Genomic DNA, 16634 nt, shown 5'->3' on the forward strand with positions numbered 1-16634 from the left:
TGCCCGCCCACCGTCGCGGGACCTTACGCGGCATGGATGCCGCGTAAGAGCCTACATGGACGTACTTGCGGCGTGTCCCGCGAGGGTGGGCGGGCAAGGGCCCTGCAGCTAGGGCACAGATCAGCTGCTAATGCGGCAGTCATCGCCGCTACACGAACGTACTTGCAGCGTGTCCCGCGATGGTGGGCAGGCAAGGGCCCTGCAGCCAAGTCGCAGATCAGCTGCTAATGCGGCAGTCATCGCCGCTACACGAACGTACTTGCAGCGTGTCCCGCGACGGTGGGCGGGCAAAGGCCCTGCAGCCAAGTCGCAGCTCAGCTGCAGCTGCTAATGCGGCAGTCATCGCTGCTACACGAACGTACTTGCAGCGTGTCCCGTGATGGTGGGCGGGCAAGGGCCCTGCAGCCAAGTCGCAGCTCAGCAGCTCTGCAATCGAACAACGTGAAGTAGTTTGGTCAGCCGCTCTTACTCGGCAGCAGGCGCGGCGTCGCTCTTGGTGTCCAGGAAGTAGGCCACCACTTCACCCTTGATCTTCATCGTCATCGGGTTGCCGCGACGGTCGCGCGCCTTGCCGACCTGCACCTTGATCCAGCCTTCGCTGACCGAATACTCCTCCACGTTGTCGCGTTCGACACCGTTGAAACGCACGCCGATGCCGCGGTTGAGTGCATCGGCGTCGTGGAACGGGCTGCGCGCATCGATGGCCAGATGATCGGGAGGGGTATCGCTCATGGGAAAGGCGTCATGGCGGCCGGGATGGCCGTCTTCGGCCGCACAGGATACGGGCCTGCGCCGCGAAGACCAGCCCCTTCCGATGAATCCGCACGCGCCGGTCGGTTTGCTTGCGCGGCGCCAGGCCTCACACTTCACGCCTGCAAACCTTGAACGAGACCGCCATGCCCGACAACAGTGCCGATTACGAAGACGACGAAGGCCTGCAGCCCGAAAGCGACGAAGACGATGTCGACGATCATCCGGGGCGGGTGTGGAATCTGCTGCTGCTGATCAATCCCGGCGACGAAGAAACTGCGCTTGCCCAGTTCGATGCCTGGCGCGAGGCGCAGGCCGACCTGGACGAAGACGAAGGCGACGATGCCTGGCTGTGGGCGTTGAAGGACGCGATCGACTGGCGCTCGGGCTTTTTCGTCGACTGGAAGGACACCGACTCGTTCATTGCCGCCATCGACGAACTCAGCGCGCGCTGGAACCTGCGCATCGCCTGGGGCGGCGACCTGGACGACGAAGAATTCGCCAACGGCCTGAGCGTGCCCGATCTGATGGCGGTGGCCTTCGATCGCCTGCGCGAACACGGCTATTCGCTGTGGAACTGGAACACCGGCGGCGACGCCTACGCCGGCTGGATCGCCCTCAGCCGCGACGATGAAGCGATGATGGCACTGACCTCGCTGCTGGACGTGGAAGTGCGGCTGGGGAATGAGGCGTTTTGAGGGCTGAGATGGGGAATCGGGATTGGGGATTCGCAAGAGCGGTCCCGGGGTGTGTCGGGGTCGGGTTGAGCGGTGAGTTGTGCGCGCTGGCGCGGCAGGACGCGAAGCGCGTGGTCTGGCGAGCAGGCATTTAATGGCCAACGACTGCCACGTAGGAGCGCGCTGGCGTGCGATGGGGCGTTAACGGGATAGCCTCTCGCGCGCAAGCGCGCTCCTACAGAGGCATGCCGTTTGGAAATGGAAGAAGGCCTCCAGATCAGAACATCTGTCACGTAGGAGCGTGCCTGCGCGCGACAGTCATCATTCGAATAGGTTTGTCACCGCATGCAGGCAGGCTACTCAAGCACGCCGCCGATCAGGCCGCAGCCACTGCCGTTGCGAATCCCCACTTCCGATTCCCCAATCCCCGCTTCACGGCACCTCGCCACGCGCCTGCGCCCGCGCGTTGGCGATCAAGGCTTTGAGCAGTACGCGATCGGTGTGACGGGAGATGGCGATGGCACCGAGCGCGATCGCCTCGATGCGTAACGGTGCCGGCACGTCGTAGTGCGCGCCGCTGAGTTTGTTCTGGAAGGCGCGGCGGGGAATGCCCAGCCGCGCCGCCATCGCATGCAGCTCGTCCAGCGTATCGCCGAGCAGGTGCGCCCAGCGCTGCTCGCGCCACAGATGCACCGCATCGTCGACGTAGACGGCCATCGGCCGGGTCAGGCCTTCTTGGATTTCTTCGGCTTCTTGCCGGCCGTCTCGCCGTCGGCGTCGTCGGTTGCGGCATCGCTGGCGTCTGCGTCTGCCGTGCTGTCGTCGTCGCTGCCAGCGTCGTCGCCAGCCGAATCTTCCGCAACGGCGTCGGTGCCGGCGTCGGCGGCTGCGTCTTCTGCAGCGTCATCGCCGTCTTCATCGGCATCGGCGTTCTGGAATTCGGCCACCAGCGTGGTCAGGTATTCCTCGGCGGTCTTGCCGTCTTCGGCGGCCAGGTCGTCGATCATCTGCTGCAGCTGGGTCGAATATTCCAGCGAGATGGTCTTGCCTTCGGCTTCCTGCAGGTTGGCCAGGTGCTTGAGCATGGCCAGCATCGGTACCGGATTATCGGCGCTGCCCATGGTCTGGCCGCCGATCGACAGCATCCACTCGCTGCCACCCTGCAGACCGATTGCAGCGACCACGCGACCATCGGCATCCTGCAGCACGGCGTGGTTGGTGACCTGGGGCGCCTGGCCCAGACGGACGATCGGACGCTTGGGGAGCTGCTTCTTGCGCTTGTCGCGCTTGGCCTTTGAATTGCGGGACACGGTGTTCTCGACGCTGGGAATGGCCGGCCATTCTAGGCGCTTGTGCGTGACCCGGCTCGCTCGACGCCGCCAGGCCCGTCAATGGCGGCCTTCCGGGCCGATGCATCGATCGATCCGGTCGCGTGATGAAGACCGCTAATGCCGGGGTCTGGGGCAGCCTGAAGCCGCTGACACAGCGAGTGCGCTCACCGTCAGGCGGCGCGGAGGATCGGTATGTAAGACGACGCGCCGCCTGCAGTCACCTGACAACTGCTGGGTAGGGGGGCGCCGCTCAGCACCACCGGGGCGTCTTGCTTGCAGCGGTGCGCGGTGCGGATCCTGGTCAGCAGCTGCATGCAAGACAGCGTGCCGTCTTCAGCCACCTGACACCTGCTGCCAGGTGTCGCGCAACGCCGTCAGCGCTGCTCGGGCGCAGTGCTGACCGCAGTGCGCGGCGCCGCAGCTACAGCGGCCTCGGCAGCTTTGGCCAGCGCGGCAGCCGAGGCGACCTGGGTACGTGTGGAGATGCGCGGTGCAGCCGGCGCTGCGCCAGTGGCCGTGGTCGCTGCCGGTGTGCCGGTTGCGGTTGGCGCCGCTGCCGCCGCACCCGGACCCACCGATACACTCGCCGCCTTACCCGCAGCAGGCACCGCAGCCGGCGTGCCCACCGAAGCAGTCCCGGTGGCCGCGGCCGCACTCAGATCCGGCACATGCGTGTCGGCATCGTGGGTGGATTTACCCAGCGCCACGCCCTGGCCGGCGCCGGCCAACGCAGTCTGCTCGGCGTCCTGGGTCATCACCACGATGCTGATGCGGCGGTTGATCGGATTCTGCGGGTTGGTCTTGTCGAACAGCACCGACGAGGACAAGCCCACCACACGGGTGACCTTGGCATCGGCCATGCCGCCGCCCACCAGCGCACGGCGCGCGGCATTGGCGCGGTCGGCACTGAGTTCCCAATTGGTGTAACCGGCATCGCTGCTGTAGGCGGTGGTGTCGGTGTGGCCGGTGATGCTGATGTGGTTGGGCACCTGATTGATGAAGCTGGACAGCTCGCGCAGGATGTACACCGTGTACGGCTTGAGCTGGTCGCGGCCGATGTCGAACATCGGGCGGTTCTGCTTGTCCACGATCTGGATGCGCAGGCCATCGGGCGTGAGGTCGAGCAGCAACTGGTCCTTGAACGGCTCCAGCGCCTGGCTCTTGTCGATGGCCTCCTTCAGGTCCTGCATCAGCGCTTCCAGGCGCTTCTTGTCCTTGGCTCGGCTGTCTTCGGTGGTATCGGCAGCGTTGTCGCGCTTGCGGCCCATTTCGTCCTTCTGCCCCTTGGCCATGTCGGCGGTGCCGCCGAGCTTGATCATCGAGGTGCTGGCGCCGCCGGGCCCGTTCATGCCGGGCGAAGGCGCCGGCGATTTGCCCGACAACGGGCTGGGATTGCGGAAATATTCCGAGATCGCAGCGCGCTGCTCCTTGGTGGTGGCGGCCATCAGCCACAGCACCAGGAAGAAGGCCATCATCGCGGTCACGAAGTCGGCAAACGCCACTTTCCAGGCGCCGCCATGATGGCCGCCGCCCTGCACCTTCTTGACCCGTCGGATGACGACGGTGGATTTGCCCTCGGCCATGACTGCGGCCCTACTTGATCGTCTTCAGGTGCGTTTCGAAATCCGCAAAGCTCGGACGCACGTTGGAGGGCAGCGTCTTGCGCGCGAATTCCAGCGCAATCTTCGGGTTGTAGCCGCGCAGGCAGGCCAGCAGCGCGGTCTTGACCGCTTCGTAGATGCGCCCGTCCTGATCGGCACGCGCTTCCATCGCCGCCGACAACGGCGCCACGAAGCCATAGGCCAGCAGGATGCCGAGGAAGGTACCGACCAGGGCGGCGCCGACGTGGTGGCCGATCTCTTCGATCGGCCCACCGATCGAGCCCATGGTGATCACGATGCCGAGCACGGCGGCCACGATGCCGAAGCCGGGCAGGCCGTCGGAGACCTTGCTCAAGGCATGCGATGGCGCCATCGCCTCGTGGTGGTGCTTTTCCAGTTCCAGTTCGAGCAGCGGCTCCAGCTCGTGCGGCTCGATGTTGCTGCCGATCATCAGGCGCAGGCAGTCGGTGATGAAGTCCAGCAGGTGATGGTCGGCCACCACCTTGGGGTAGTTGCCGAAGATGGTGCTGTCCTGCGGTTTTTCGACGTGATCTTCCAGGGCCATGAAGCCGTCGCGGCGGGCCTTGTTCAACAGTTCGTAGACCAGGCTCAGGGTGTCCTTGTAGTCCTCGGACTTGTACTGCGGGCCCTTGAACACGCCCAGGACACTACTGAAGGTTTCCTTGACGATCTTGCCCGGCGTGCTGACCAGGAACGCGCCCAACGCCGCGCCGCCGATGATCAACAGCTCGTACGGCTGCCACAACGCGCCCAGCTTTCCGTGCGACAGCACATAGCCGCCGAGGACACTGACGATGACGACGATGAAGCCGATGATGATGAGCATGGCGCAGCCAAAAGCAAACAGGGTTGCTGTTGTTTCGGCGCGCCCGGCGGATTCTTGAAGTGCACGGCGTGAAGGTGTGCGTTGTAACTGAACGATCGGGTGGTGCGTGCAGGCTTCACATAGGGCGATCAGCGGCATCGCGCTTACTGCGGCAAGGCGTTCACCGCAGTGATGAAAAGGTCTGCCTGGTTGAGCTTGCGATTTGCATCGACTGCTGTGTGCGTCGAGACAGCGCATTGCAGCAAGCGGCCTCTGCATTGGCGGTGGCACCAGCATCGGCGGACTTGATGCGCAGGTTGCGCTCGGCAGCAAACTTCAGCGTCTGCACCACGTCCCGGATGACCCGCCGCCGAGCGTCGAGCGTCATTGTCGTGGCAGTTTCTAGCACTACAGCGAGCAATGGTGTGGGCAGTAAGAGCGGATAACAGAACGTAGCGAGCGGCCGTCAGGTGGGTGCGGACGGCACACAGGAACCGAAATGAACCGTGCATGCCGATTCCGAGCGCCGGCCGCGCCCGCCTGACGATTGCGCTGTAGTTCTGTGAGTCGCTCTGAGTGGGTCGCCACTGATTTCTGGGCGGCCTCGCCAAGTCAGGCCGGTTGCGCCTCGGCACCGTCGCGTTGCAGCGGGTTCGGCAGTGCCTGGCCATCTTCGGTGAAGCCCAGCGAGACCGAGTTCAGGCAATGCCGCTCGCCGGTCGGCGGCGGGCCGTCGGGGAACACGTGGCCGAGGTGGCTGTCGCAGCGCGCGCATACGATCTCGGTGCGGATCATGCCGTAGCTGATGTCGCGGATCTCGCGCACATGGGCGGCGTCGTACGGGGCGAAGAAGCTCGGCCAGCCGGTGCCGGATTCGAACTTTGCGCTGGAGCGAAACAGCGGCAGCCCGCACAGGCGGCAGGTGTAGACGCCCTCCAGCTTGTTGTCCAGGAACACCCCGCAGAACGGCGCCTCGGTGCCGTGCTGCAGCAGCACGCGCTGCTCCTCGTCGCTGAGCCCGGCGATCAGGGCATCGCGTTGGGCGGGGGAGGGCGGTGTTAGATCGAACTGGCTCATGAAGGCTCTCGCATACGCGCGCTGGCGGGGTGCCGCGTCTGCCCTCAGTGATGTGGGCGCAGCAGGCTGCGTTCAACCTAAGTGCTCGAAGCCTTCTTCCGTCCGCAGGGACTCAAGCCCCTCTCCCTGCGGGAGAGGGGTTGGGGTGAGGGTACGGGGCGAAGCCAGATCGGGTAGGTGAGAACACTAGGCTTCGCTCGCACCCTCATCCGGCGCTGCGCGCCCACCTTCTCCCGATGGGAGAAGGGACTCTTCGCGCTGCACTCATCTCGCGAACGTGTTCATCCCGCAGCCGATCCCGTGCATTGCTGCAGCACACCGGCGCCCCCACCCAGTCAATACTGCCCAATCAATCACGGTGCCCGTCATGGCGATCCATCCTTCAACGCGCGGCCTGCTGCTGTGCGGCCTGCTGGCGATTGCCGGCGCGGCGCTGGCGCAATCGGCCACTACCACGCGCTCGTCCAACACCCTGCAGCCGATCACCACGCCGGCTCCCGCGCAGCCCACGCTGACTGCGCCGCGCGCAGTGCAGCCAGCGCCAGGCACCAGTCCGGTGCCGTCGCAGCTCGGTCAGCGCCCGTCCGCGCCGACCATCCCCACCCGTGGCCCGGCACAGACGCCGGTGGCCCCGGCCGGTAGCCAGGTGCTGCCGGCCAGCGCGCCGATGGTCTACGACCGCAATGGCCGCTTGCTGCAAGGCATGCAGCCGGCCGGCGCCAACCGGGTGCTGGACACCAAGACCGGGCGTTATTACGACGCGGTTCCGGCCGGCGACGGCATGCGCGTGGTGCGCTGACATCCGGCAGCAGTCGATGTCTGATCCGCAGCAATCAGATCGGTCTCCATCCAACCGCCGTCCCAAGCTTCGCTGCGTCGCCGACCACGAATCCCCAATCCCCAATCCCCGCCTCAGTCCGCAATCGGCAACGCCAACGTCTCCTTGACCTCTTCCATCACGATGTAGCTCTTGGACTCGCGTACATGCGGCAAGGTCAACAAGGTGCTGCCGAGCAGCTTGCGATAGGACGCCATCTCGCTGATGCGCGCCTTGAGCAGATAATCGAAATCGCCCGAGACCAGATGGCATTCCAGCACGTTGGGCAACTTGAGCGCGGCGCGGCGGAACTCTTCGAAGATGTCGCCGGACTTGTAGGCCAGGCTGATCTCCACGAATACCAGCAGGCTGGCCTTGAGCAGGTGCGGGTCCAGCCGCGCGTAGTAGCCGGTGATGGCGCCATCGCGCTCCAGCCGGCGTACGCGCTCGGTGCAGGGCGTGGTGGACAACCCCACCCGTTCGCCCAGGTCGGTAAAGGAAATCCGCCCCTCCTGCTGCAGGATGCGCAGAATCTTGCGGTCGATCTTGTCCAGCTCGCGCACACGGGTGGCCATGAGGTCTGTCTCCCTACAGATTTGGCAGGAAATTTCACTGCGAAGTAGCGCCGATTCCAGAAACGGCACTGCCTGGTTCGCAATATACTGCGTCTAACTGTCTCCCTCGGCGCTTGGTTGTGGGGGAATACCCTTTCCAGGAGAACGACATGCGGGTGCTCATTCTCGGTAGCGGCGTCATCGGCACCACCACCGCCTGGTATCTGGCGCAGTCCGGCTGCGAGGTCACCGTGGTGGACCGCCAGCCGGCCTCGGCGCTGGAAACCAGCTACGGCAACGCGGGCCAGCTGTCGTTCGGCTACACCTCGCCCTGGGCCGCCCCCGGCGTGCCGGGCAAGGCGATGAAGTGGTTGTTCGCCCAGCACGCGCCGTTGTCGATCCGGCCCACCCGCGATCTGCGCCAGCTGGCCTGGCTGACCCAGATGCTGCGCAACTGCACCGCCGAGCGCTATGCAGTGAACAAGGCGCGCATGGTGCGCATGTCCGACTACAGCCGCGATTGCCTCAATGAACTGCGCGCCAGCACCGGGCTGGAATTCGAAGGCCGCCAGCTCGGCACCACCCAGTTGTTCCGCACCCAGCAACAGCTGGACGCCGCCGCGCAGGACATCGAAGTGCTGGCCCAGTACGGCGTGCCGTACGAATTGCTGACACCCGCGCAGATCGCCCAGTTCGAACCCGGCCTGGCCGGCGGCGGCGCGCAGATGGCCGGCGCCTTGCGCCTGCCCGAAGACCAGACCGGCGACTGCCGGCTGTTCACCCAGCGCCTGGCTGCGCTGGCCGCGCAATCCGGTGTGCAATTCCGCTACGGGCAGCAGATCGAGCATCTGGAGCACGACGGCCGCACCGTCACCGGCGTGCAGATCGATGGGCGTCTCGAAACCGCCGACCGCTACGTGCTGGCGCTGGGCAGCTATTCAGCCGACCTGCTGCTCTCGCTCGGCATGCATCTGCCGGTGTATCCGCTCAAGGGCTATTCGCTGACCATCCCGATCGTCGACGCGCAGCGCGCGCCGACCTCCACGGTGCTGGACGAAAGCTACAAGATCGCCATCACCCGCTTCGACGAGCGTATCCGCGTCGGCGGCATGGCCGAGGTGGCTGGGTTCGATCTGTCGTTGAATCCGCGCCGCCGCGCCACCCTGGAAATGGTGGTCAACGACCTGTTCCCGGGCGGCGGCGATCTGGCCAGGGCCGAGTTCTGGACCGGCCTGCGCCCGGCCACGCCCGATGGCACCCCGGTGGTCGGAGCCACGCCGTATTCCAACCTGTTCCTCAACACCGGCCACGGCACCCTGGGCTGGACCATGGCCTGCGGCTCTGGCCGCTATCTGGCCGATCTAATGCAGGGCCGCAGCCCGGACATCGATACCGAAGGCCTGGATGTGTTCCGTTACCTCTCGCCACGCAGCGCCCGCGCGCCGCAGGAGGCCGCGTAGTGCGTCCTGCGCAAGCGTTGATCGATCTGGATGCATTGCGTCACAACTACCGCCTGGCCAAGCGCCTGGGCGGCAGCAAGGCCCTCGCGGTGGTCAAGGCCGATGCTTACGGGCATGGCGCGGTGCGCTGCGCGCAGGCGTTGGAGCCGGAAGCCGACGGCTTTGCGGTGGCCTGCATCGAAGAGGCACTGGGGCTGCGCCAGGCCGGTATCCGCGCGCCGATTTTGCTGCTGGAAGGTTTTTTCGAACACGACGAACTGCGCCTGATCGCCGAGCACGATCTGTGGACGGTGGCAGCCACCACGCAGCAGGTGCGCGCGCTGGCCGACTTTCAGAGCCCACGCCCGTTACGGGTGTGGTTGAAGCTGGACAGCGGCATGCATCGGCTCGGCTTGTCGCCGGAAGATTTTCGCGCCGCGTGGTTGCGCTTGCGCGGGCTGCCGCAGATTGCCTCGCTGGTGCTGATGACCCACCTGGCGCGCGCCGACGAACTGGAGTGCAGCCGCACCGACGAACAGGCGGTGGCCTTCGCGCTCACCGCAGGCGGCATGCGCGCGGAAACCAGTCTGCGCAATTCGCCCGGCCTGCTCGGCTGGCCGGCGCTGCGCAACGATTGGTCGCGCCCCGGGCTGATGCTGTACGGCGCAAACCCGTTCCCGCAGGAAACCGAGAGCACTGCGCAACTGCGCCCGGTGATGACGCTGCGTTCGCGCATCATCTCCGTGCGCGAGCTGCCGGCCGGCGAGCCGGTGGGCTACGGCGCCCGCTTCGTTGCGCAACGGCCCACACGCGTGGGCGTGGTGGCGATGGGGTATGCCGACGGCTATCCGCAGTTCGCACCTAATGGCACCCCGGTGCTGGTGGATGGGCAGGTCTGCCCGTTGATCGGTCGCGTCTCGATGGACATGCTCACCGTGGATCTCACCGAGCATCCGCAGGCGGAGATTGGCGCGCCAGTGCAGCTGTGGGGCGATGCGCCACGGGTCGCCCCGTTGGCCACGCAGTGCAATGTCAGCGCGTATCAGCTGCTGTGTGGACTCAAGCGCGTGCCGCGGACGTATGTAGGTGAGGCGGCAGTGGGCGACGAAGTGACCCGGTAAGTTGCATCCCTTCTCCCATCGGGAGAAGGTGGCGCGCAGCGCCGGATGAGGGTACGAGCGAAGCCTCGTGCAGTCGGAACAACACGAGGGCTTCGCCCCCGTACCCTCACCCCAACCCCCGCTCCGCGCCCCGGCCTGCGCCAGCGGCGCAGGCGCACCAAGGCACGCGCGCCAGTGGCGCGCAAGCTGTGCCTTCTCGCCCCGCAGGAGAGGGGCTCAAGCGGAGCTCACACCCCGGCCGTACTCCGATCGCCACGGAACTGCTTGCGCACCCAGTCGTCGATCATCGCTTTTTCGAAGCGCAACGGGTCGCTGTCGGTCAAGCGCGGGCCGCTCATCAGAAATGCCGAATCCACCAGCTTGCGCTCGCCCTGATCGATCACCTCGCCATTGGCGCCGGTCAGCGTGTAGCTGAAGCTCAACCGCGGCGGGTAGATGTCCTTGACGATGCGCACGTCCTGCATGCGCGGGCCGTGCCAGGGCTCGTACTGGCCGGCGCGGCGGATGTCGGTGATGGTCACGCTCAGGTGTTGGCCGTCGGGAAGCCGGCGGGCGGCACTTTGCTGGAAATGGGTCGCCAGCTGGGTCACCCAATCGCCGCGCTGCGCCTCCCAGCGGTTGCCGCTGAAGCGCATCTCGGCAAACTGCGCCGGGTCGGTCCAGCGCATATCCACGTTTCCTTCGCTGCTCAGCGCGCGTGGCGCTTGAGGGTCGGTGACATTACGCACGCGGGCCTGCACACCGGTCGCCGCGAGCAGTCCTGCCAGCAACAGGCTGGCGCCGAAAAGGCTGGAACGTTTCATGGAAAGTCTCCAAGCGGAAGGTACATGGCGTACCGGGTGTTCCAGCAGTGTGGGGGTGCGCTGGATCGCCCGCAACGCGGCAGCAACCGGGCATGCATCGGTGTTGCGCGCGGTTAATCCACGACCGCGCCACCATGACGGCGGGTTCACTGCGCCTGCGCCCGCGCTTCACGGCGCGGACCGGATGATCGCCAGCATGGACACCCACTCTTTCCGCACAAAGTCAGCTTCCTCGGCGCCGGCACACATGCCGTCGGACGTGCGCCTGCAGTTCATCGACTGGGCAAAGCAGCACGGTCACAACCCGTCCACCGGTGCCGCCGCGTTCGTCGCGTTGCAAAGCGATGTGGATCTGGATCTGGCAACCCGCGGGATGCGTCTGGAGCCAGGTGCCGACCCACGGGATGCACTGCGTGAGCATCTGGCTGCGTTGGCGCGGCAGGGTGATGTGGCGGTGCAGTTCCCGCCGGTCTATGCCTACACCTCGGCCAATGGGCTCGACTACCGTTACTCGTTGATGCTGGTCATTGCCGAGGATTGCGTCGAGTGGACGGGGCGGGTCTGGCAGGACCTGGATTACCAGGGAATGCTCACCGGTCGCGGCCAGGGCCCGCGTGCCAACTACACCCAACTGGCGCGCATGGCGCTGGAACACGAGCTGGATCAGGAGCGTCCCCGTTATGTCCAGGCCTGAACTCGAATTGCAACTGCCGCTCGACGCCCAGGTCGCGAGCGGCGTAGACGGTTTCAGCCTGCGCTGTCGCAGCGAATGCGCCGAGCTGGGGCTGTCGCGCGTGCGTTTGCTGTTACTGGATGCCGACCATGCGCGCTCGACTGCCTGGCGCGAAGAAGCCCAACGTTGGATGGATGAGCAGTTGCGGCGCGAAGGCCAATGGGTCCTGCGCGGCGTGATTGCCGGCATCGTGTTGCTGGCCGCCGCTATCGCGCTGTCTGCGGCCTTGCTGTGGTGAGGCGATTCGGGATTGTGGGTGAATCGTGAATCCGGTCAGTTGCCCGTGCACCCGCTGACGACATCGGGCGTGTTTTCATCTGCCCGTCATCCGCATCGGCATCACCCGTGGACCCCGATTTGAGCACTTCCAGTCCCAGCCCTGACTTGGCCGCCGGCCTGCCTGCCGCCATCGCCGAGCCGTTCCTGGATCCTGCGATGTATCACGAGATCTTCCATAACGTGGACGCTGGGTTCTGCGTCATCGACATGGTGTTCGATGGCGACAAAGCCGTCGATTACGTGATTCGCTCGACCAATGGCGCGTTCGAGCGCTACACCGGTCTGACCAACGCGGTGAACGTCTCCGTGCGCGGCATGCTCGCCGAGCATGAGCAGGAGTGGTTCGACCGCTACGGGCACGTTGCCCGTACCGGCAACCGTATCCATTTCGAAATGCAGGCCAAGGCGTTGCGGCGCTGGTATTCGGTGGATGCGTTCCGGGTTGGGCAACCGGAGCAGGCGCGGGTGGCGGTGCTGTTCATGGACATCACCGAGCGCAAGCGCGTCGAGCGCGAGCTGGCCGAGAGCGAGGCGCGCTTCAGCGCACTGGCCGATGGCTTGCCGATGCCGGTCTGGGTGCTGGACGCGCAAGGTGTCGTGCGTTTCGTCAACAGTGCTTATGGCGAATTTTTCGGCATCGATATTTCCAGCGGCACGGTCTCGGCGTGGAGCGAATTGCTGCATCCGGACGATCTGTCGATCTTCCAGTTCGAACTGGCCGCCTCCCTGGAAGAACAGCGCGCGTTGCATGCGCTGGTACGTGCGCGCCGCCACGATGGCCAGTGGCGCTGGATCGAAATGGCCGCCACGCCACGGTATTCGGCCGATGGTCGCTTTATCGGTCTTGCCGGCAGCAGTCCGGATGTCACCGAGCAGCGCGAAATCGAATTGGCGCGCGAACAATTGCTCGAGTCCGAGCGCACTGCGCGCAACGAGGCCGAGAGCATGGCGCGGTTCAAGGACGAGTTCCTGGCCACGCTGTCGCACGAATTACGCACGCCATTGACCACGATTCTTGGCTGGAGCGAACTGCTGCTGCAGCGGGTCGAAGAAGGCCAACCCACCTACAAGGGCCTGTCGGTGATCGCCAGCAGCGCACGCGCGCAAAAGCGGCTGATCTCGGACATGCTCGATCTCAGCAGCATGCTGCTGGGCAAGGTGCAGCTGGAGGTCGAATCGCTGGATCTGGCCGAGCAGGTGCACGAAGCGCTGACTACCCAGGAACTGGCTGCCGAAGGCAAGGACCAGATCCTGGAGGTGCACGTGCCGGACACCCCGTGCCTGGTACTCGGCGATGCCACACGGCTGCAGCAGGTGTTGTGGAATCTGCTCTCCAACGCCATCAAGTTCACGCCGGCACACGGCCGCATCGACGTCACCATCGAGCGCGACGACGGCCATCTGCTGGTGTCGGTACGCGACTCCGGCGACGGCATCGCCGCCGAGTTCCTGCCGCATCTGTTCGGGCGCTTCCGCCAGGCAGACGGCACCACCACGCGCCAGCACGGCGGTCTGGGCCTGGGCCTGGCGATCGTGCAGCAATTGGTGGAAATGCATGGCGGCCAGGTGGGCGCAACAAGTGGCGGGCGCGGCAAGGGCGCCACGTTTACCGTGCGCCTTCCCGAGCACATTCCCGATCAGGCCAGGCGGCCGCGGCGCGAACTGCGTCGGCGGCTGATGTCCGAGCAGATTATCGAAGCACGTGCGCTTAATGGCCTGCGTCTGCTGGCAGTGGAAGATCAGCCGGACATGCTCGACTATCTGCGCCGCCTGCTGGAAGAGCAGGGCGCCGAAGTGGTCACCGCCGGCAGCGCCACCGATGCACTGGCGCTGATCGATCATCGCGGTTACGCACGCTTCGATTTGATGCTGACCGACATCGGCATGCCGGGCATGGATGGCTACGGACTGATCCGCACCGTGCGCGAAAACCTGGGGCTGGACGCCACTGCATTGCCGGCGGTGGCAGTGACCGCACTGGCGCGCGACGACGATCGCAAGCGCGCGCTGGACTCCGGTTTTCAGGAGCATCTGGCAAAGCCCTACAGCGTTGCGCAACTTGTCACCGCTGTGCGCGCGGCGCGCGAATCGGTGGAGTGACCCACGCGCGGCATCCACGTCGCGCGATCATGCGTAGCCAGGCGATTGCATAAGCAAGACGCTGTTTTGTGCTTCTTTCACAGCCAGTGGCCTAGCGTGGCAATTTCTTCTTCGGAGATGCCGTGATGTCCAAATACGCCCCGCACGTTTATTCGGAACAGGTACAGATCGCAACGCTCGAACACTGGGTGTCGCTGCTCGGTGGTCAGGAGCGTGTGCAGATCGAACTGGACGATGGCAGCACCATCAGCGGCACGGTTGCCGTGCGCCCGACCATCCAGACCTATCTGGACGCTCAGCAGCGCGAAGGCATCAACGGCCAATTGCGCCTGGATCACCTGGATGCAGCGCAGGAACCGCAGTGGATCTGGATGGATCGCATCGTGGCGGTGCACCCGCTGCCGGTGGGCACCGCTCCGCAATCTACGCCCTGACACGTCTGCATTGACGACGTGTTTACTTCTCAACGTGGTGTTGACGGCATGATGGCCGATTGTCGCAACTGTTCAGGATTGCCCCCGCAATGAATGCACCCTCGTTGAAGCTCGCTCGTTGGCCGCTGTCGTTATTGACTGTCGCCGTTCTCGCCGCCTGCGGCGATACCGCCACGCTTGCCATCGAACAGGGAACCGGACCCAACCCGCAATTGCCCGAGCCGGTCAAACGCCTGATCCCCACGGTCAAGGTGGCGCCGGTCAAACGCTGGACCGAGAACGCCAAGCCGATCGCTGCCGACGATCTGCAGGTCGCCGCGTTCGCACGCGATCTCGACCACCCACGTTGGGTCTATGTGCTGCCGAACGGCGATGTGCTGGTGGCCGAAACTGCAGAACCGCCCAAGCCGGACGATGCCGAAGGCGGTGGCGGGATCCGCAAGAAAGTGCAGGGCGCGATGATGAGCAAGGCCGGTGCCGTGGTGCCCAGCGCCAATCGCATCACGCTGCTGCGCGACGTCGATGGCGATGGTGTGGCCGAAGTACGCACGCAGTTTGTCAGCGGCCTGTTTTCGCCGTTCGGCATGGCCTTGGTCGGCGATCGTTTCTATGTCGCCAATGCCGACGCGCTGGTGAGCTTTCCGTACAAGGCCGGCGATACGCATATCACCGCCAAGCCGACCTTCGTGGCCAATCTGCCTGGCGGTCTGAATCACCATTGGACCAAGTCGCTGCTGGCCAGTGCCGATGGCAGCAAGCTGTATGTAGGCGTGGGCTCCAACAGCAATGTGGCCGAGAACGGCATGGAAGCCGAGCTCAACCGCGCGGCGATTCTGGAGATCGACCCGGCCACCGGCAGCAGCCGCGTGTTCGCCAGCGGGCTGCGCAATCCGGTCGGTACCGCGTGGGAGCCGCAGAGCAAATCGCTGTGGGTGGTGGTGAACGAGCGCGATGAAATCGGCAGCGATCTGGTGCCTGACTATCTGACCTCGGTGCGCGATGGCAGCTTCTACGGCTGGCCTTACAGCTATTACGGCCAGCACGTGGACGAGCGGGTCAAGCCGCAGAATGCCGAACTGGTGGCCAAGGCGATCAAGCCCGACTATGCGCTCGGCCCGCATACCGCCTCGCTCGGTCTGGCCTTCGCCAACGGTACGCTGCTGCCGGAGCGCTTCCGCCAGGGCGCTTTCATCGGCCAACATGGCTCATGGAATCGCGATCCGCCCAGTGGCTACAAGGTGCTGTTCGTGCCGTTCGTGGACGGCAAGCCCAACGGCACGCCGATCACCGTGCTGGACGGTTTTCTCGACGCCGAAGGCAATGCACAGGGCCGCCCGGTCGGTGTGGCGCCCGACAATAACGGCGCGCTGCTGGTGGCTGACGATGTGGGCAATGTGATCTGGCGCGTGACTCCGAAGGCACGCTGATCCCAATGCGCTGATCCAGTCGATCAAACAAAAAAACCGGGCTCAGGCCCGGTTTTTTCATGCGCGTTCTCACTCGAACACAATCAGGTCGCTTAAGCGCAATTAGCGCGGCGCCTCCGGAGACGCACTGAAGCGACGCGCGTAGCCACGCTCCTCGGTAATCCGGCTGATGTCATCGTCGGCCATTTCCGGTGCGCCATAGACCGCATAGGCCAGGCTGCCATCGTCGCGCTCACCTACTTGATGCAGGCGGTAGCGGGGCCGGCCGGCGCCGGTGTTTTCGGGGTAATGCATCGGTGGCGGGGTGTCGTCCAGATCCATTTCGCTGTTGTCGACAACTCCACCTACGAACAAGGCTCGCATCGCGTCTCTCCGGTGTGGGCGTGCTTTCAGCCTAGGCGGGCAGATGTTGCGTACGCATCAATAGTCCGTATAGACATTGGAAGGCATGCCGTTGTCAGGTCACGCAATTGGAATCGGCTTGGAGTGGCTGCCAGAACTACTTCACGTTGGTCGATTGCAAAGCGGAGGATTTGGCCTTCCCTGCAGAGCGGCTGATCTGCGGGTTTGCTGCAGGGCCCTTGCCCGCCCACCATCGCGGGACACGCCGCAAGTACGTCCGTGTAGGCTCTTACGCGGCATCCATGCCGCGTAAGGTCCCGCGA

19 protein-coding genes and 1 other RNA gene are annotated in these 16634 nt (G+C 65.1%); 9 read left to right on the plus strand and 11 right to left on the minus strand.

Features of this window, described 5'->3' with window-relative positions; all coding sequences use genetic code 11:
* Nucleotides 1-465 precede the first annotated feature (465 nt).
* Entirely contained in the window at nt 466-732 is a 267-nt protein-coding gene (locus ABS769_RS20680; protein ID WP_043888891.1) for a DUF3297 family protein, read from the minus strand.
* A gap of 164 nt (nt 733-896) precedes the next feature.
* Between ABS769_RS20680 and ABS769_RS20685 the strand changes: the two genes are divergently transcribed.
* A complete protein-coding gene (locus ABS769_RS20685; RefSeq protein ID WP_255086732.1) occupies nt 897-1448 on the plus strand; it encodes a DUF6630 family protein in 552 nt (183 codons plus the stop codon).
* 411 nt (nt 1449-1859) lie between these two features.
* On the opposite strand, the gene ABS769_RS20690 is transcribed toward ABS769_RS20685, so the two are convergent.
* From ABS769_RS20690 to msrB, 7 genes are all read right to left on the minus strand, one after another.
* On the minus strand, nt 1860-2144 hold the full coding sequence (locus ABS769_RS20690) for a DUF4031 domain-containing protein (RefSeq protein ID WP_023902419.1): 285 nt from the start codon (nt 2142-2144) through the stop codon (nt 1860-1862).
* An 8-nt stretch (nt 2145-2152) separates the two neighbouring features.
* Entirely contained in the window at nt 2153-2737 is a 585-nt protein-coding gene (locus ABS769_RS20695) for a hypothetical protein (protein ID WP_317063106.1), read from the minus strand.
* Nucleotides 2738-3132: 395 nt separating this feature from the next.
* Complete coding sequence (gene motB / locus ABS769_RS20700; RefSeq protein WP_317063105.1) at nt 3133-4341, minus strand: flagellar motor protein MotB; 1209 nt, start codon at nt 4339-4341, stop codon at nt 3133-3135.
* Between the two features lie 10 nt (nt 4342-4351).
* Nucleotides 4352-5206: a flagellar motor stator protein MotA gene (motA, locus tag ABS769_RS20705; RefSeq protein WP_006452580.1), complete on the minus strand. Its 855-nt coding sequence runs from the start codon at nt 5204-5206 to the stop codon at nt 4352-4354.
* Between the two features lie 160 nt (nt 5207-5366).
* Nucleotides 5367-5573, minus strand: a complete 207-nt coding sequence (locus ABS769_RS20710; protein ID WP_317063104.1) for a hypothetical protein — start codon at nt 5571-5573, stop codon at nt 5367-5369.
* A gap of 52 nt (nt 5574-5625) precedes the next feature.
* A non-coding RNA gene (locus ABS769_RS20715) (sX9 sRNA) lies at nt 5626-5697 on the minus strand.
* Nucleotides 5698-5797: 100 nt separating this feature from the next.
* Complete coding sequence (gene msrB / locus ABS769_RS20720; RefSeq protein ID WP_006452579.1) at nt 5798-6262, minus strand: peptide-methionine (R)-S-oxide reductase MsrB; 465 nt, start codon at nt 6260-6262, stop codon at nt 5798-5800.
* Between the two features lie 367 nt (nt 6263-6629).
* Here msrB and ABS769_RS20725 point away from each other — a divergent pair, with 367 nt between their 5' ends.
* Nucleotides 6630-7061: a hypothetical protein gene (locus ABS769_RS20725; protein ID WP_317063103.1), complete on the plus strand. Its 432-nt coding sequence runs from the start codon at nt 6630-6632 to the stop codon at nt 7059-7061.
* A 113-nt stretch (nt 7062-7174) separates the two neighbouring features.
* Here ABS769_RS20725 and ABS769_RS20730 read toward each other — a convergent pair whose 3' ends face one another.
* Nucleotides 7175-7654 (minus strand): Lrp/AsnC ligand binding domain-containing protein, encoded by a 480-nt coding sequence (locus tag ABS769_RS20730; RefSeq protein ID WP_115039666.1) that lies wholly within the window; start codon nt 7652-7654, stop codon nt 7175-7177.
* Nucleotides 7655-7803: 149 nt separating this feature from the next.
* On the opposite strand from ABS769_RS20730, the gene ABS769_RS20735 reads away from it, so the two are divergent.
* Complete coding sequence (locus ABS769_RS20735) at nt 7804-9093, plus strand: D-amino acid dehydrogenase (protein WP_317063102.1); 1290 nt, start codon at nt 7804-7806, stop codon at nt 9091-9093.
* Complete coding sequence (alr, locus tag ABS769_RS20740; RefSeq protein ID WP_317063101.1) at nt 9093-10193, plus strand: alanine racemase; 1101 nt, start codon at nt 9093-9095, stop codon at nt 10191-10193. The genes ABS769_RS20735 and alr overlap by 1 nt, the downstream gene beginning before the upstream one ends.
* A 227-nt stretch (nt 10194-10420) precedes the next feature.
* Here the strand turns inward: alr and ABS769_RS20745 are convergent, their stop codons facing one another.
* Nucleotides 10421-10996: a DUF3016 domain-containing protein gene (locus ABS769_RS20745; RefSeq protein ID WP_350498269.1), complete on the minus strand. Its 576-nt coding sequence runs from the start codon at nt 10994-10996 to the stop codon at nt 10421-10423.
* 247 nt (nt 10997-11243) lie between these two features.
* Between ABS769_RS20745 and ABS769_RS20750 the strand changes: the two genes are divergently transcribed.
* The 5 genes from ABS769_RS20750 (at nt 11244) to ABS769_RS20770 (ending at nt 15969) form a co-directional block, all read left to right on the plus strand.
* On the plus strand, nt 11244-11690 hold the full coding sequence (locus ABS769_RS20750; protein ID WP_168957219.1) for a hypothetical protein: 447 nt from the start codon (nt 11244-11246) through the stop codon (nt 11688-11690).
* Nucleotides 11677-11967: a hypothetical protein gene (locus ABS769_RS20755; protein ID WP_023902429.1), complete on the plus strand. Its 291-nt coding sequence runs from the start codon at nt 11677-11679 to the stop codon at nt 11965-11967. The genes ABS769_RS20750 and ABS769_RS20755 overlap by 14 nt, the downstream gene beginning before the upstream one ends.
* A gap of 107 nt (nt 11968-12074) precedes the next feature.
* Nucleotides 12075-14108, plus strand: a complete 2034-nt coding sequence (locus ABS769_RS20760) for a PAS domain-containing hybrid sensor histidine kinase/response regulator (protein WP_317063099.1) — start codon at nt 12075-12077, stop codon at nt 14106-14108.
* Nucleotides 14109-14233: 125 nt separating this feature from the next.
* Nucleotides 14234-14542, plus strand: coding sequence for a DUF3247 family protein (locus ABS769_RS20765; RefSeq protein WP_317063098.1), 309 nt, complete (start codon nt 14234-14236; stop codon nt 14540-14542).
* Nucleotides 14543-14631: 89 nt separating this feature from the next.
* Entirely contained in the window at nt 14632-15969 is a 1338-nt protein-coding gene (locus ABS769_RS20770; protein ID WP_317063097.1) for a PQQ-dependent sugar dehydrogenase, read from the plus strand.
* 102 nt (nt 15970-16071) lie between these two features.
* On the opposite strand, the gene ABS769_RS20775 is transcribed toward ABS769_RS20770, so the two are convergent.
* Complete coding sequence (locus tag ABS769_RS20775; protein WP_006452568.1) at nt 16072-16332, minus strand: hypothetical protein; 261 nt, start codon at nt 16330-16332, stop codon at nt 16072-16074.
* Nucleotides 16333-16634: the final 302 nt, after the last annotated feature.

Source organism: Xanthomonas hortorum (genome assembly GCF_040279205.1).
GTDB lineage: Bacteria > Pseudomonadota > Gammaproteobacteria > Xanthomonadales > Xanthomonadaceae > Xanthomonas > Xanthomonas hortorum_F.

Coding starts and splice junctions, on each gene's coding strand:
- ABS769_RS20710 (WP_317063104.1), bottom strand. CDS start 5,573: ATGACGCTCGACGCTCGGCGGCGGGTCATCCGGGACGTGGTGCAGACG.
- motA (WP_006452580.1), bottom strand. CDS start 5,206: ATGCTCATCATCATCGGCTTCATCGTCGTCATCGTCAGTGTCCTCGGC.
- ABS769_RS20775 (WP_006452568.1), bottom strand. CDS start 16,332: ATGCGAGCCTTGTTCGTAGGTGGAGTTGTCGACAACAGCGAAATGGAT.
- motB (WP_317063105.1), bottom strand. CDS start 4,341: ATGGCCGAGGGCAAATCCACCGTCGTCATCCGACGGGTCAAGAAGGTG.
- ABS769_RS20730 (WP_115039666.1), bottom strand. CDS start 7,654: ATGGCCACCCGTGTGCGCGAGCTGGACAAGATCGACCGCAAGATTCTG.
- ABS769_RS20685 (WP_255086732.1), top strand. CDS start 897: ATGCCCGACAACAGTGCCGATTACGAAGACGACGAAGGCCTGCAGCCC.
- ABS769_RS20770 (WP_317063097.1), top strand. CDS start 14,632: ATGAATGCACCCTCGTTGAAGCTCGCTCGTTGGCCGCTGTCGTTATTG.
- ABS769_RS20745 (WP_350498269.1), bottom strand. CDS start 10,996: ATGAAACGTTCCAGCCTTTTCGGCGCCAGCCTGTTGCTGGCAGGACTG.
- ABS769_RS20735 (WP_317063102.1), top strand. CDS start 7,804: ATGCGGGTGCTCATTCTCGGTAGCGGCGTCATCGGCACCACCACCGCC.
- ABS769_RS20750 (WP_168957219.1), top strand. CDS start 11,244: ATGCCGTCGGACGTGCGCCTGCAGTTCATCGACTGGGCAAAGCAGCAC.
- ABS769_RS20690 (WP_023902419.1), bottom strand. CDS start 2,144: ATGGCCGTCTACGTCGACGATGCGGTGCATCTGTGGCGCGAGCAGCGC.
- msrB (WP_006452579.1), bottom strand. CDS start 6,262: ATGAGCCAGTTCGATCTAACACCGCCCTCCCCCGCCCAACGCGATGCC.
- ABS769_RS20725 (WP_317063103.1), top strand. CDS start 6,630: ATGGCGATCCATCCTTCAACGCGCGGCCTGCTGCTGTGCGGCCTGCTG.
- ABS769_RS20755 (WP_023902429.1), top strand. CDS start 11,677: ATGTCCAGGCCTGAACTCGAATTGCAACTGCCGCTCGACGCCCAGGTC.
- ABS769_RS20765 (WP_317063098.1), top strand. CDS start 14,234: ATGTCCAAATACGCCCCGCACGTTTATTCGGAACAGGTACAGATCGCA.
- ABS769_RS20680 (WP_043888891.1), bottom strand. CDS start 732: ATGAGCGATACCCCTCCCGATCATCTGGCCATCGATGCGCGCAGCCCG.